The following is a 13,335-nucleotide window of genomic DNA, read 5'->3' as shown; positions in this document are numbered from 1 at the left end:
GATGACGGCGCCGCTCCCCCTCACGGTCGTGCGCGGTCCGATGCGCGTGGCCCTGGCGCCGCTGGCCTGGTTGCTGACGGCCGTCGACGTCGCGGTACGCCGGCCCAGCGTCCTGGTCGTCGGCACGGTCCTGCTGATCTGCGTACCGAGCCACATCAGCGACGTGTCGGCCTCCGGGCACATCACCGCGGCCGACCTCGCCGCCGGGGTCGTGGTCGCGGTGCTGGCCGTACGGCTGCTCGGCGGCGACCGGTCCACCGCCCGGCGCGGCTGGCTCCCGTTCGGCGCGGCCCTGGCTTCCTTCGCACTGGCGACGGTGACGGCGAGCGACGTGTCGGCCAGCGTCGTCGGCTTCATCCGCTACAGCGAGCTGTTCGTGCTCGTGCCGGTCGCCGTGGCGATGGCGCTGCGGGACCGGCTCGACGTCCGCCTGGTCGCCGGGGCCGTCGTCGCCGTCACCGCCGTCGAGGGCAGCGTCGGCGTCTACCAGTACGTCACGAAGACCGGCGCCTCGTACGCGGGCCAGTACGTCCGCGCGGTCGGCACGTTCGGCGCCGAGCAGGTGATGGCTCTGGCGGCGCTCCTGGGCTACGGCCTGGTCGTGACGCTGGCCCTGGGTCTGGCGCTCCGCGGCCGCGCCCGGGCCGGCCTGCTGGCGGGCGCGGCGGCACTGCTCCTGCCGCTCGGCCTGACCCTCAGCCGGGGGGCGTGGATCGCCACCGCCTGCGCGCTCCTGGTGCTGCTGGTCATCGCCAACTGGCGGCTCGCCGTCGTCCTCGCCGGCCTGGGCGCGATCGGCTTCGCCCTGCTCTCCATGAGCGCGAGCGGAAGCGACCCGTCGGCGGGCACGTTCGGCCAGCGCATCACCAGCATCGGCTCGTCCGGCAGCGAACCCGACCAGTCCGTCCAGGACCGGTACGCGCTCTGGCACGCCGCCACCGCGATCTGGGCCGACCACCCGGTCATCGGCGTGGGCCTCAAGGACTTCGCCGGCTACCGCGACAGCTACGCCTCGGTGGCCCTCTCCGCCGGCAGCGACGTCGGCGACCCGGGATCCGGGGTGAGCCGCGAACCCCTGCTGTCGGCCCACAACCAGTACCTGATGGTCCTCAGTGAACAGGGCACCGTCGGCATCCTCGCCTTCGGCGGCCTGCTCGGGACCCTGGCGGTCGGATCCGTGCGGCGCCGGCCGAGCCTGCTGCCCCCGGCCGAGGAGCGGTTCCTGGACCTGGCCGCGCCGGCCCTCATGGTCTGGACGCTGGTCGACTTCGTCTACGGCGACACCGGCGGCGGGCCCAGCAGCGTCCTGCTCGCCGTGACCCTGGGCCTCGTCGCCCGGCGCAGCGTCATCGTCCCCCATCCGGCCGAGGAGGTAGCACGATGACGGCGACCGCCGATCGCAGCCCGGTACGGACCACGCTCGTCCGCGCGGCCCTGGTCACGATCGTGGTCACCATGGCCGGGTCGCTGCTGGGGCTCGTCCGCGACCTGCTGCTGGCCCGGTTCTTCGGCGCCGACGGCGGCACCGACGCCTTCCTGGTCGCCTGGACCGTGCCGGAGACCGCCTTCGTCCTGGTGGTCGAGGGCGCGATGTCGCTGCTCATGATCCCGGTGTTCAGCCGGGCGCTGACCCGGGCCACCGAGCGCGACGCCGTCCGCGCGACCCGGGCGGTGCTCTCCACCACCCTGCCGCCCGTCATCGCCGTGCTGGTCGTCAGCTCCGCGGCGGTGGCGCTGGGCGCACCCGTGCTGGTCCGGGTGGTCGCCCCCGGCCTCGCCGATCCGCAGCTCGCCATCACGTGCACCCGGCTCACGGCCGTCACCGTGCTGACCTTCGGGATCGCCGGCTACCTCAGCGCCGCGCTGCGCGCCAACCACGTGTTCGGCGCGCCGGCAGCCATCCACCTCGCGTACAACGTCGGGATCGTCGCCCTGATGGCCACTCTGCACGGCCGGCTGGGTGTCGTCAGCGCCGCCGCCGGGGTCGCGCTCGGCAGCGTCTTCATGGTGCTCGTACAGGTGCCGAGCTTCCTGCGGCACGTCGGGCTGCCCCGGCGGTGGCGGTTCACCGGCTCCCCGGTGATGCTCGGCGTGGTCGCGCCGATCGTCGCGTACACGGTCGCCCGCCAGGCCCAGGTCTTCGTCGAGCGGTACCTCGGCTCGTCGCTGGCGCCCGGCACGATCTCGTACCTGAATTACGCGCAGAAGGTCGCGCAGATCCCGATGCTGATCGCGCTGCTGGTCTGCACGGTCACCTTCCCCACACTCGCCCGCAGCGTCGCGGCGGGCGAGCTCGAGCAGGCGCGGCGCCGGGTCGAGACCGACCTGCGCACGGTCACCGCGCTCATCTTCCTGGCCACCGCGTATCTGATCGCGTTCGCCCCGCAGGTGGTGGCCGTCCTGCTCGAGCACGGCCGGTTCACCGCGGCGGACACGGCCGCGACGGCGTCCGTCATGCGGGTGTACGCCCTGGGCGTGTTCGGGCACGCGATGGTCGGCGTGCTGTCACGCCCGTTCTTCACCGGCGAGCGGCGCACCTGGTACCCGGCCGCCGCGATGGCCGCCGGGCTCGCACTCACCGCCGCGGTCGCCGCGGCTGCGGTGCCGTTCCTCGGCGCGTACGCGATCGCGGCCGCCAACGGCATCGGTATCACCACCACCGCCGTCCTGCTGCTCCTCGGCCTGCGCGCCCGCATCATCGCCGTCTCCGTGCGGGCGGTCGGCGCCTCGGCGGCGAAGCTGGCCGCCGCCGCCACCGTGGCCGGAACGGCCGGCTGGCTCACCGGTCGCGCCCTCGCGGCATGGCCGCCGCTGCCCACCGCCGTGGTGGGCGGCCTGGTGGTGCTCGGCGTGTTCGCCGCCCTCGCCCGCCTGACGGGCCTCGACGAGGCGTGGAAGGGGAGGATCCCCCATGGAAGCTGAACTCGTTCCCCTGCCGCTGGTGCTCATGTACCACTCGGTGGACAAGTACGAATCGGACCCGTACCAGGTGACCGTCCGGCCGGAGCGGTTCGAGCGGCAGCTGCGCTGGCTCGCCGCCCGCGGACTGCGGGGCGTGTCGATGACCGAGCTGCTGGAGGCCCGCCGGGAGGGCCGGGGTGCCGGGCTGGTCGGCCTCACCTTCGACGACGGGTACGCCGACTTCGTCACGGAGGTGGTTCCGGCCCTGCACCGGCAGGGTTTCACCGCGACGGTGTTCGTGGTCGCGGGCTCGCTCGGCGGCTGGAACAGCTGGGACGAACCGGGGCCTCGCAAGGGCCTGATGACGGTCACCGAGGTCCGGCGCGCCGCCGCCGCGGGCATGGAGATCGGCTCGCACAGCCTCTCGCACGTGCGGCTCAGCGAGGTCAGCGACGGCGAGCTCTTCGATCAGGTACGCCGCAGCCGGCTGCTCCTCGCCGAGATCACCGGCAGCGCGGTGACGGGTTTCTGCTACCCGTACGGCGACGCCGGCGCCCGGGAGGTCGGCGCGGTCGAGGAGACCGGGTACGACTACGCCTGCGCCGTGCATCCGTCGCGGCTGGACGGTCGGTACGCCGTACCGCGTACCTTCATCGGCGACCGGGACACCGGGCCGCACCTCTTCGCCAAGCTGGCGCGGCACCGGTTGCGGGCCGGCAGGGCCGCGCGATGAGGGTGCTGCACGTCATCACCGGCCTGGCCCCCGGCGGTGCCGAGCACCAGCTGCGGTTGCTGCTGCGGCGGCTGCCGCACGACTGCGAGGTCGTCACCCTGTCGAACCCGGGCGCGGTCGCCGCCGCCATCCGCGCCGACGGCACGACCGTCCACGAGCTGACGATGTCGAGCAACCGCGACGTGTCCGCCGTGGTGAAGTTGCGCCGCCTCATCCACGACGGCCGCTTCGACCTCGTGCACACCCACCTGTACAGGGCCTGCGTCCACGGCCGGGTGGCGGCCCGGCTGGCGGGCGTGCCGGCCGTCGCGACCGAGCACTCCCTCGGCGACGGGGTCATCGAGGGCCGGCGGACCTCGCCCGCCGTGCGCGCCCTCTATCTGGCGACCGAACGGGCCGGCCGGGTCACCATCGCGGTCTCCGGCACGGTGGCCGCGCGGCTGCGTGCCTGGGGCGTCCCGGCGCGGCGGATCAGCGTCATCCCCAACGGCATCGACGCGGCCGAGTTCCGCTACGACCCGCTGCGGCGCGCGGCGGCCCGGGCCCGGTACGGCATCGCCCGGGACGCGGTCGTGGTCGGCGGGGTCGGCCGCCTGGAGCCGGGCAAACGCTTCGACCACCTGATCTGGGCGCTGACCCAGGTCCCCGGCGCCACCCTGCTGCTCGTCGGCGACGGCTCGGCCCGCCGCAGCCTGGCCGAGCAGGCCCATCGGCAGGGCGTCGGCGGCCGGGTGGTCTTCACCGGAGCGGTCGGGCACGTCCGCGACCTGCTCTGCGCCATGGACGTGTTCGTCTCCCCGTCCGCCCACGAGACCTTCGGGCTGGCCGTGCTGGAGGCCCTCGCCTGCGGCCTGCCGGCCCTGTACGCGGTGTGCCCCCCGCTGGAGGAGTCCCGCGACGAGTCGGCCCGGCGGCTCTCGCGCGACCCGGAGTCGCTGCCGCGCGCCCTGCGGGCCGAGCTGGCCGGCCTCTGCGAGCGCGGCGGCGCCCGGCGGCCCGTACCGGCGATCGTCGGCCGCTACGACATCGCCCGGCTGGCCGAGTCGGTCGGCCGCCTCTACGACCGGATCGTCCCCGCGCCCGAACGAGCCGAGAGCAAAGGAACACCACGGTGAACTCACGCGAGATCCTGCGGCGGCTGGTCCGCCGCTTCGGGCTGCTGCTCCTGCTCACCCTCGTGGGCGGGGCGGCCGGCGCCACCTATGCCGCGATGAAGACGCCCACCTACACCGCGAAGGCGTACGTGGTGGCGATCGGCGAGCCGGGCGAATCGATCACGGCGCTCAACTTCGCCCAGGCGTACGGCCGGATCGCCACCAGCGGCCCGGTGCTGGCCCAGGCCGCGGCCCGGCTCGGCGGCGACCGCACCGGGCTGTCCTCGGTCACCGCGTCGACGTCGCCCGACGCGCCGGTCGTCGAGCTCACCGCGACCGGTACCAGCGCGCGGCACACCACCGACCTGGCCAACGCGGTCGCCGGCGCCCTCGCCGACTACGGCAGCCTGCGCCGGTCGGACACCAAGGTGACCCTGTCGATGCTGGCGCCGGCGACCGTACCGGAGAAGCCGACGTCGCCCAAGCCGCCGCTGGAGCTGGCGGTCGGCGCGGCCGGCGGGCTGCTCATCGGCGGGCTCGCCGTCCTGGCCGGGGTGGGCCGGTCCACGAGCGTCCGCGACCGCGCCGAGGAGGACGACGACCGTGCGCAGGCCGAGCCGGAGCGCTACGAGGCGGAGATCACGGAGGACGAGACGCCGGACGTCGAACGCTTCACCGGCGTCGCGCTCGTCCAGCGGCCACCCAAGGCGATCACCGCGTACCGGGCGTCGTCCGTGGACGCGTCGCTCGGCGAGGACGCCGCCGAGCCGGTGATCCCGGCGCAGCGGGTCGTGGGGCGCGCCACGGTCGCCGGGATGGAGGACGAATGATCACCGTGGACAAGGACATGTGGACGGCCGAGACCCGCCGCGGCGACGACGGACTGGCCGGGCTCCGCGATCAGTGGGAGGACCTGTACGCCCGCTGCGCCACCGCGTCGCCGTTCCAGTCGTACTCGTGGCTCGAGTCGTGGTGGCACTCGTACGCCACGCCGGGCACCCTGCGCCTGGTCCTCGTACGCCACGAGGGCCGGCTGGTCGGGGCGGCGCCGTTGCAGGTCCGGCGTCAGGCCGGCTGCACCGTACTGACGCCGCTCGGCGGTGCGCTGGCGGACTTCACCGACGTGCTGGCCGCCGACGGCGTCGTCCGCCCGGCGGCCCGGATCCTGGCCAGGGCGCTGCTGCTGGAGCCCGGCTGGCAGGCGGTGGACCTGCCCGAGTCCCGCCCGGGCGCGGTGAGCGGCACGGCGCTGTGGGACGCCTGGCAGGGCGGCCGATGGCGGACCCCCGCGTCGCTCTGCCTCGAGCTGCCCGCCTCCCCGATGGAGGACCTCGTCCGCGTCCTGCCGCCCAAGACCCGCAAGACCGTACGCCGCCGCCTGAACCAGCTCGACCGGGCGGGCGTGGCGGTCCGCGCGGTCACCGCGGCCGAGGCCGGGCCGGCGGTGGCCGAGCTACTGCGGCTGCACGAGTTGCAATGGCGCGGCCGCGGCATCAACGAGCACCACCTGACCCCCGCCTTCGCCGGGCACCTCACCCGCTCGGTGGGCGGCATGCTCGCCGCCGGCCAGGCGGCCCTGCTGGAGTACCGGATCGACGGCCGGCTGATGGCCTCGTCGCTGATGCTGATCGGCCGGGACGTCGTCGGCGGTTACCTCTACGGCGCCGACCCGGCCCTGCGGGAGCGGGTCGACGTCAGCACGATGCTGCTGGCCGACACGCTGCCGCTGGCCCACCGGCTCGGGCTGCCGACGATGAGCATGCTGCGCGGCGCGGAACACTACAAGGCGCGCTGGCAGCCCCGGGAGGCGCTGAACCAGCGCATCATCCTCGGCCGGCCGGGCAGCGTACGGGCGGCGGTCTACGCCAGCCGGGTCCGCACGGCGCGGGCCGCGGTGCTGGCTGCCAAGGAGCACGCGCCGTGGCTGCGGGACGTCCGGGACCGGGCGCGGCGGCTGGTCGGCGGTGCGCGATGAGCGTCGCGGTGCTGCACGTCGCCCAGCCCGCCGACGGCGGCGTCGCCCGGTACGTCGTCGCGGCCTGCCTGGACCAGATGGCGCGCGGCTGGCGGGTGTCGGTGGCGTGCCCGGACGGCGGCCGGCTCGCCGACGATCTGGCTCGGGCCGGCATCCCGCGGCTGCGCTGGCGGGCGGTACGCAGCCCGGGGCCCGAGGCCCTGTCCGAGGCGCTGCGGCTGCGCGCCCTCGTCGACCGTACGCAGCCGGACGTCGTCCACCTGCACGCCTCGAAGGCGGGCCTGGCGGGCCGGCTGCGCCCCTGCCGGCGGGTGCCCGTCCTCTTCCAGCCGCACGGCTGGTCCTGGCTGGCCGTGGACGGCGCGCTGCGGGCGGCGAGCCTGGCCTGGGAGCGCGCCGCCGCCCGCTGGACCGACCTGCTGCTCTGCGTCGGTCAGGGCGAGGCGGAGCAGGGCCGGGCCGGCGGCGTCCGCGGCCGGTACGCCGTGGTGCAGAACGGTGTGGACCTCCTCCGGTTCCGTCCGGCCGGCCCGGACGCCCGCGCCGCCGCCCGGGACCGCCTCGGCCGGCCCCGCTCCGGCACGCTCGCCGTCTGCGTCGGGCGCCTGACCCGGCAGAAGGGCCAGGACGTGCTGCTCGCGGCGTGGCCGGCGGTCCTCGCGCGGTGCCCGGCAGCCGAGCTGGCCCTGGTCGGCGCCGGCGAGCTGGACGCCACGCTGCGGTCGGCGCGCGCGCCGGGAGTGACCTTCGCCGGCGCGGTCGACGACGTCCGCGACTGGCTCGCAGCGGCGGACGTGGTGGTGCTGCCGTCGCGATGGGAGGGACTTTCGCTGACCGTGCTGGAAGCCCTGGCGACCGGACGCAGCGTCGTCGTCAGCGACGTCCCGGGGCTCGCCGAGGCGGTCGCCCCCACGGCCGGTGCGCGGGTGGCGCCCGGCGACCCGGCGGCCCTCGCCGCGGCGGTCACCCGGCGGCTGCTCGACCCGGCACTCGCGGCTGCCGAGGGCGCGGTGGCCGTCCAGCGCGCCGCCCACTACGACCAGCGCCTGACCTTCGACCGGCTGGCGGGGCGCACGGCCGCGATCGCCGCGAGAGGACGTGGCACGCGATGACCGCCGTGCACCGCGAGACGCTCGACCTCGCCGATCCCGAGTTCTGGCGCCGGCCGCCCGAGCAGCGGCTCGAGGCCTTCCGCCTGCTGCGCGCCCTGGACCGGCCCGCGATGTGCGGCGACGGCGGCTACGCCCTCGTGCGCCACCGCGACGTCGTGGCGGCCAGCCGTACGCCCGAGGTGTTCGTCAGCGGCCCCGGCGTCACGACACCGAAGCCTGCCGGGTGGGTCCGGTTCGTCTTCGGCGACTCGATGGTCAACCTGGACGATCCCCGCCACGCCCGGCTGCGCGGCGTCGTCAGCCGCGCCTTCACCCCCCGCGTGCTCGCCCGGATCGCCGAGGACGTCCGCCGCACCGCGGGTGGCATCGCCGACGACGTCGCCGCCGCGCACTCCGGCGACTTCGTCGAGACCGCCGCCGCGCGGATGCCGTTCGAGGTCATCTGCCGGATGATGGGCATCCCGGCGCCGTACCGGCGGGAGCTGCTCGCCCAGATCGAGCGGGCCGGCGCCGGTACGGAGGTGCGGCGGCGCCTGCGCGTACCGGGCCGCAGCCTGCGCGCGCTCGCCCGGATGCACCGCGTCGTCGCGCAGGTGTCCCGGCAGCGGCGGCGCGAACCCGGCGACGACCTGATCTCCGCGCTGGTCACCGCCGAGGTCGACGGCCGGGGGCTGACCCGTCGGGAGCTGGGCTCGTTCTTCTCGCTGCTGCTGGTGGCGGGCGTGGAGACGACCCGCAACGCCATCGCGCACGGGCTCCACCTGCTGACCGTCAATCCGGCGCAGCGGGAGATGCTGACCGGCGACTTCGACCGGTACGCCGCCGGGTTCGTCGACGAGGTGGTGCGGCACTCGTCGCCGATCATCCAGTTCCGGCGTACGGTGGCGCGCGACCACGAGCTGCACGGCTATCCGCTGCGCGCGGGCGACGAGGTGATGCTCTGTTACGCGGCCGCCAACCGCGACGAGACGGTCTTCGCCGACCCGGACGCGTTCGACATCACCCGGCGGCCCAACCCGCACGTCGGCTTCGGCGGCGGCGGACCGCACTTCTGCCTCGGCACCGCGCTGGCCCGCCAGGAGATGACCGTGCTCTTCCGGGAGCTGCTGACCCGGCACCCCGGCCTGCGCTCGGTGGGCGAGCCGGAGCTGGTCGCGTCCAGTTTCGACAACCGCGTCGGCCGGCTCCGCTTCCGGTGCTGAAGCCATGATCCGGTTCATCGTCGCGCTGATCCTCCTCCTCGCCGGCTGCACACCGTCGCCCGCCGCGACGGGGTCCGAGGTCCTGCCCGACGGCCGTCGAGGCGGCTGGCGGCTCGTGTTCAGCGACGAGTTCGACGGCACCCGGCTGGATCCGGCTCGGTGGGCCGACCACTCCAGCGCCGAGGCCGACGAGGGCCGCGGCAACCCGGGCAACCAGCAGCTGGAGTGGAACCGGGCGGCCAACTGCAGGGTCGCCGGTGGCGAGCTGGTGCTGACCGCCCGCCGGGAGCCGGTCGTGTCGCCGTCCTCGGGGCAGCGCTACGACTGGACGTCGTGCCTGATCACGAGCACGTCGTCGTACTCGTTCCGCTACGGCTACCTCGAGGAACGCGCGATACTGCCCGCCGCCCGCGGCTTCTGGCCGGCGTTCTGGACCTGGCAGGCGCGCGGCGTGGACCGGCACACCGAGACCGACGTGTACGAGTTCTACTCGGACGACCACCGGCGCCTCTACGGCACCCAGTTCTCCGGCGCAGGCGGCCGGTGCGAGTGGCGGCCCGGCTTCGACCCGACGAGCGGCTGGCACACGTACGGGGTGGCCATCGAGCCCTCGGGCACCACCTGGTACGCCGACGGCAAGAAGGTCTGTCACACCGGCGCCACGTCGGACGGGACCACCACCATCATCTCGAACCTGGCCGTCTACTCGAAGATCCCGCCGGACGCCGCGACGACCACGGCCACCAAACGCGTCGACTACATCAGGGCGTGGAGCGCGCGATAGCCGCGACGCTGACCACCCGCCGCCGCGACCGGGTCTGTGAAGAGGTCAGCGCAGCCAGCCGTCCTTGCGGACGATGCGGATCGCGTCCAGCCGGTTGCGGGCGCCGGTCTTGCCGATCACCGATGACAGGTAGTTGCGGACGGTGCCGCCGGAGAGGTAGAGCCGCTTGGCGATGTCGTTGACCGACTCCCCCTCGGCCGCCAGGCCCAGCACCTCCAGCTCGCGGGTGCTCAGCCCACGCTCGGTGTTGAGCGAGGCCGCCTGGAGCCTCGGATGCACGATCCGCTCCCCCGCGGCGAGCCGGCGCACCGAGTCCGCCAGATACGGCGCCGAGGCGTCCTTGAGCAGGAAGCTGACGTCCCCGCCGCGGCGCCGGGGCGGGAGCATGCCGCGCTTGGTCGGATCGCAGAGCACCAGCACCGAGCAGGACGGGATCCGCGCCCGCAGCTCGGCCGCCGCCGGCAGCACCTGGCTCACCATGAACTCGGTGTCGATCACCACGACGCCGGGCGCGAAATCGACCGCGCGGGCCGCGACGTCGGGCTCCATGGGCAGCGTGCCGACGACTTCGATGTCCCGCTGGGCGCTCAGCAGCACCCGCACGTGGATGCCGAAATAGCCCCCGTCGCGCACCACCAGAACCCGGATCATCATGCCTCCTTGCCGGCCGCGGCCCACTTCGGAATTTAGTCCTCGAAGGCCATTCGCGCATGGTCGGGAAATGCGACGAGAACGTGCCCGGCTATGTCGTCCTTTCCGGACACGCTCCGCCGTTTCCCCAGCTCAGGTGTTTCGGTACGGCGTCACGACCGGACGGGTGAGCGTTGTCGTGAAGATCGACAGACGTCATGGCCTCCGGCGCCGAACGAAATGTCCGTCCGATCGACCGAAGGCGAACTGGCCGCTCACCGGCCGAAAGCGATGGTCCGGCCCTCCTTGACCTGCCCGGCCCGGTAGCTGACCCGATCGATCGGGCTGCCCAGCGCGTCCGCCAGCGTCACCGTGCCACCGGTGTTGCCCAGGCTCACGCCGCTGCCCGCCACGACCTGGACGACGTCGCCGCCCGCCAGCGACCCGGCGAGCACCTGCGAGTGCCCGTTGCGGTCGCGCAGCGTCCACCCGGCCAGGTCGATCGACGCCGCCGTGGTGTTGAGCAGAGTCAGCCGCTCGCGGCCCCGGTCGCCGCCGGCCGGGTCGGGCAGGGCCGCGACGATCACCACGTCGCCGGTGGCCTGCTTCGGCGGGGTCGTCGGCGTGCCGGGCGCGGCCGGATCCGGCTCGATGATGAAGTCCTCCGGCCACGCGGTCAGCTGCACGCTGTGCCCGGACGCCTCGATGACGTCGTGCAGGTTACCGGTCTCGAGCCGGTCGAGCAGGAAGAGCGAGTCGTCCCGGTTGACCGGGTCCGAGCGCAGCCAGGCGTCCAGGCCGTCGAACCCGGTGGCCCCCGTGGCCAGGAAGGGCACCAGCCGGCGGAACAGCTTCGGCCAGACGGTGAGGCGTTGCAGGGCCGCGAGATCGGCGACGGTGGCGGCGCCGTCCGGATCGGCGGTGGAGGCGGCCCAGATCCCCGCCCGGTCGGCCCGCGCCTTCCGGGAGATCCCGGCGAGATGGGTACGCAGGGATCCCGGCAAGGTCGCGTAGAAAGCCGGATACACGAGCCCGGCGGCGAGCAGCCGGGCGTTGAGCGTCTTGTCGATGCCGGCGTCGTCGAGGAAGACCGTGGCGCCGTCGGGTTCCGGGGACGAGCCCGGCTGCACGAAGCCGATCATCCGGCCGTTGGCGTCGATGCCGTTGGACAGCACGTACCCGGGCACGTCGTCCTGATCCGACGCCCGCACCTTGTTGGGCAGGTCGTCGAAGAACCGCACGCCGGTGAAGCCCAGCAGGCGCAACAGTTCGTCGCGGGCGGCGTTCGCACCGGCGAGATCCTGGTGGGTCTCGGCGAAGTGGGTCTCGAGCGCGTCGATCGCCTCCAGGCGTACCGAGATGCCGCGCGCGGTCAGGTCCGGCGGCGAGCCGGACGGCCGCGGCAGCCCCTCCACCAGCGCGGGTGAGTCCGGCCGGAACTTGACCGTGTCCCCGTCCGGCTCCGGCCCCTGACGCGGCAGGTCCGGATAGCGAACGACGAATCGTCCCGTCAGCAGCGTGTACGTCATGCGACCTCACCACCCACCTCGGCGGCCCACCGGCGGCAGGCCTGGCGGCACGCTAACGCCGCCAGGGACGGTCACAGAACGTGTGCGTCGGGTAGCTGTCCGAGGAACTGGCCGTTCGGCCCCCTACTGGCGGGGACGGGGCTCCACCAGGCAGCATGGCTGCGTGTCCCCTCCGTCCCCGCTGCTGGCCCCCCGGCAGCGCGCCCAGGCCCTCGCCGACGCGGGTGACCTCGCCCAGGCCCGCGCCCTGCTCGAGCACGCCGTCGACCTGGGACGCGCCAACCTCGGCGAGGACGACCCGGAGGTGCTCGCGACCGCGCAGCAGCTCGCCGCCGTGCACCAGCGGGCGGGTGACCCGTCGTCCGCGCGCCGGGTGCTGGAGGAGGCGTACGCCGCCGGGCAGTGGCGGCTCGGCGACGCCGACCCGGTGATGCTGGGCATCTCGTTCGATCTCGGCATGGTCGCCGAGGAGATGGAGAACCGGCACGAGGCGCGCCGGGCGTTCGGCCGGGTGGCCACGCACGGTCCGGCGGTGCTCGGGGCGGATCATTGGGCGGTCACGCGGGCGCGGGCCTACCTGGGTGAGGACCCCCCGACGGTACGCATGGAGTTGCCCACTCCCCCACCGGTCTCCGAACCGGCGCTGCCGCCGCCGGTTCCCGTCCAGCCGCCGCCGTCGGTTCCCGTCCAGCCGCCGCCGTCGCTTCCCGTCCAGCCGCCGCCGTCGCTTCCCGTCCAGCCGCCGCCGTCGCTTCCCGTCCAGCCGCCGCCGTCGGTTCCTGTTCAGCGGCAGCCCGAGCCGTACTTCACGCCGTCGCGGTTCGAGCAGGCCGAGCCGCAGATCATCTCCGCGCCGCCCATCACCACCGCGGCGCCCGCGCCACGGTCCTCGAGCAAGGGCCCGGCCCTGTTCGCGGCGATCGCCGCGGTCCTCGGCGTGATCATCGCGGTCGTCGCGCTCGTGGTGGTCCTCGCCGGACGGCACGGCGGCAGTGACGAATCCGACGTGCCAACCTTGAGCGGCCCGGCCCCCACCGATGTGCGCATCCGCGACTACGGATCGTCGGTGCAGGTCTTCTGGTCGGACCCGGCGAACGGCCGCACGTCGTTCATGATCACCGGCGGCCACCCCGGCGAGCAGCTCAAACCGATGGGCCAGGTCGGACCCACCACCACCTCGTTCAACCTCAACGGCCTCAACGCCGACCTCGACTACTGCTTCGCCGTCGTGGCCGTCTACAGCACCAGTCAGTTCGCGACCTCGCCGTACGTGTGCACCAGCCGTACCGGTAGAAGCGCGGCCCCCGCCGAGAGCGATTGATGATCACTCTGGGCGATCACGCTTATCCACAACCGTGACTCGCCGGCTGTCCAT

At 74.2% G+C, this 13,335-nt stretch carries 12 protein-coding genes; 10 read left to right on the top strand and 2 right to left on the bottom strand.

Annotated elements, in window-relative coordinates:
- Position 1: 1 nt before the first annotated feature.
- Genes ACIBO8_RS09310 through ACIBO8_RS09270 form a run of 9 tightly spaced genes read left to right on the top strand, consistent with a single transcriptional unit; the run spans position 2 to position 9,801 of the window.
- Positions 2-1,384, top strand: coding sequence for an O-antigen ligase family protein (locus ACIBO8_RS09310; RefSeq protein ID WP_396114615.1), 1,383 nt, complete (start codon positions 2-4; stop codon positions 1,382-1,384).
- Positions 1,381-2,922 (top strand): lipid II flippase MurJ, encoded by a 1,542-nt coding sequence (locus ACIBO8_RS09305; RefSeq protein ID WP_396114614.1) that lies wholly within the window; start codon positions 1,381-1,383, stop codon positions 2,920-2,922. The genes ACIBO8_RS09310 and ACIBO8_RS09305 overlap by 4 nt, the downstream gene beginning before the upstream one ends.
- A complete protein-coding gene (locus ACIBO8_RS09300; protein WP_396114613.1) occupies positions 2,912-3,634 on the top strand; it encodes a polysaccharide deacetylase family protein in 723 nt (240 codons plus the stop codon). Before ACIBO8_RS09305 ends, ACIBO8_RS09300 begins: the two co-directional genes overlap by 11 nt.
- Positions 3,631-4,749 (top strand): glycosyltransferase, encoded by a 1,119-nt coding sequence (locus ACIBO8_RS09295; RefSeq protein WP_396114612.1) that lies wholly within the window; start codon positions 3,631-3,633, stop codon positions 4,747-4,749. Before ACIBO8_RS09300 ends, ACIBO8_RS09295 begins: the two co-directional genes overlap by 4 nt.
- Positions 4,746-5,558, top strand: a complete 813-nt coding sequence (locus ACIBO8_RS09290) for a Wzz/FepE/Etk N-terminal domain-containing protein (protein ID WP_396114611.1) — start codon at positions 4,746-4,748, stop codon at positions 5,556-5,558. The genes ACIBO8_RS09295 and ACIBO8_RS09290 overlap by 4 nt, the downstream gene beginning before the upstream one ends.
- Positions 5,555-6,703 (top strand): GNAT family N-acetyltransferase, encoded by a 1,149-nt coding sequence (locus ACIBO8_RS09285; RefSeq protein ID WP_396114610.1) that lies wholly within the window; start codon positions 5,555-5,557, stop codon positions 6,701-6,703. Before ACIBO8_RS09290 ends, ACIBO8_RS09285 begins: the two co-directional genes overlap by 4 nt.
- Positions 6,700-7,815, top strand: a complete 1,116-nt coding sequence (locus ACIBO8_RS09280) for a glycosyltransferase (RefSeq protein WP_396114609.1) — start codon at positions 6,700-6,702, stop codon at positions 7,813-7,815. The genes ACIBO8_RS09285 and ACIBO8_RS09280 overlap by 4 nt, the downstream gene beginning before the upstream one ends.
- Complete coding sequence (locus ACIBO8_RS09275) at positions 7,812-9,017, top strand: cytochrome P450 (RefSeq protein ID WP_396114608.1); 1,206 nt, start codon at positions 7,812-7,814, stop codon at positions 9,015-9,017. The genes ACIBO8_RS09280 and ACIBO8_RS09275 overlap by 4 nt, the downstream gene beginning before the upstream one ends.
- Before the next feature lie 4 nt (positions 9,018-9,021).
- Positions 9,022-9,801, top strand: a complete 780-nt coding sequence (locus ACIBO8_RS09270) for a family 16 glycosylhydrolase (RefSeq protein ID WP_396114607.1) — start codon at positions 9,022-9,024, stop codon at positions 9,799-9,801.
- Between the two features lie 45 nt (positions 9,802-9,846).
- Here ACIBO8_RS09270 and ACIBO8_RS09265 read toward each other — a convergent pair whose 3' ends face one another.
- Positions 9,847-10,452, bottom strand: coding sequence for a response regulator transcription factor (locus tag ACIBO8_RS09265; protein WP_396114606.1), 606 nt, complete (start codon positions 10,450-10,452; stop codon positions 9,847-9,849).
- A 254-nt stretch (positions 10,453-10,706) separates the two neighbouring features.
- Complete coding sequence (locus ACIBO8_RS09260) at positions 10,707-11,960, bottom strand: lamin tail domain-containing protein (RefSeq protein WP_396114605.1); 1,254 nt, start codon at positions 11,958-11,960, stop codon at positions 10,707-10,709.
- A gap of 163 nt (positions 11,961-12,123) precedes the next feature.
- Between ACIBO8_RS09260 and ACIBO8_RS09255 the strand changes: the two genes are divergently transcribed.
- On the top strand, positions 12,124-13,281 hold the full coding sequence (locus tag ACIBO8_RS09255) for a tetratricopeptide repeat protein (protein ID WP_396114604.1): 1,158 nt from the start codon (positions 12,124-12,126) through the stop codon (positions 13,279-13,281).
- Positions 13,282-13,335: the final 54 nt, after the last annotated feature.

It is taken from the genome of Actinoplanes sp. NPDC049681, from assembly GCF_044465265.1.
Classification (GTDB): domain Bacteria; phylum Actinomycetota; class Actinomycetes; order Mycobacteriales; family Micromonosporaceae; genus Actinoplanes.
This window is presented reverse-complemented; position numbering and strand designations above follow the sequence as displayed.

Bases quoted from the DNA above. Each gene is read 5' to 3' on its own strand.
- ACIBO8_RS09265 (WP_396114606.1), bottom strand. From the start codon at position 10,452: ATGATCCGGGTTCTGGTGGTGCGCGACGGGGGCTATTTCGGCATCCAC.
- ACIBO8_RS09295 (WP_396114612.1), top strand. From the start codon at position 3,631: ATGAGGGTGCTGCACGTCATCACCGGCCTGGCCCCCGGCGGTGCCGAG.
- ACIBO8_RS09260 (WP_396114605.1), bottom strand. From the start codon at position 11,960: ATGACGTACACGCTGCTGACGGGACGATTCGTCGTTCGCTATCCGGAC.
- ACIBO8_RS09305 (WP_396114614.1), top strand. From the start codon at position 1,381: ATGACGGCGACCGCCGATCGCAGCCCGGTACGGACCACGCTCGTCCGC.
- ACIBO8_RS09285 (WP_396114610.1), top strand. From the start codon at position 5,555: ATGATCACCGTGGACAAGGACATGTGGACGGCCGAGACCCGCCGCGGC.
- ACIBO8_RS09275 (WP_396114608.1), top strand. From the start codon at position 7,812: ATGACCGCCGTGCACCGCGAGACGCTCGACCTCGCCGATCCCGAGTTC.
- ACIBO8_RS09310 (WP_396114615.1), top strand. From the start codon at position 2: ATGACGGCGCCGCTCCCCCTCACGGTCGTGCGCGGTCCGATGCGCGTG.
- ACIBO8_RS09270 (WP_396114607.1), top strand. From the start codon at position 9,022: ATGATCCGGTTCATCGTCGCGCTGATCCTCCTCCTCGCCGGCTGCACA.
- ACIBO8_RS09300 (WP_396114613.1), top strand. From the start codon at position 2,912: ATGGAAGCTGAACTCGTTCCCCTGCCGCTGGTGCTCATGTACCACTCG.
- ACIBO8_RS09280 (WP_396114609.1), top strand. From the start codon at position 6,700: ATGAGCGTCGCGGTGCTGCACGTCGCCCAGCCCGCCGACGGCGGCGTC.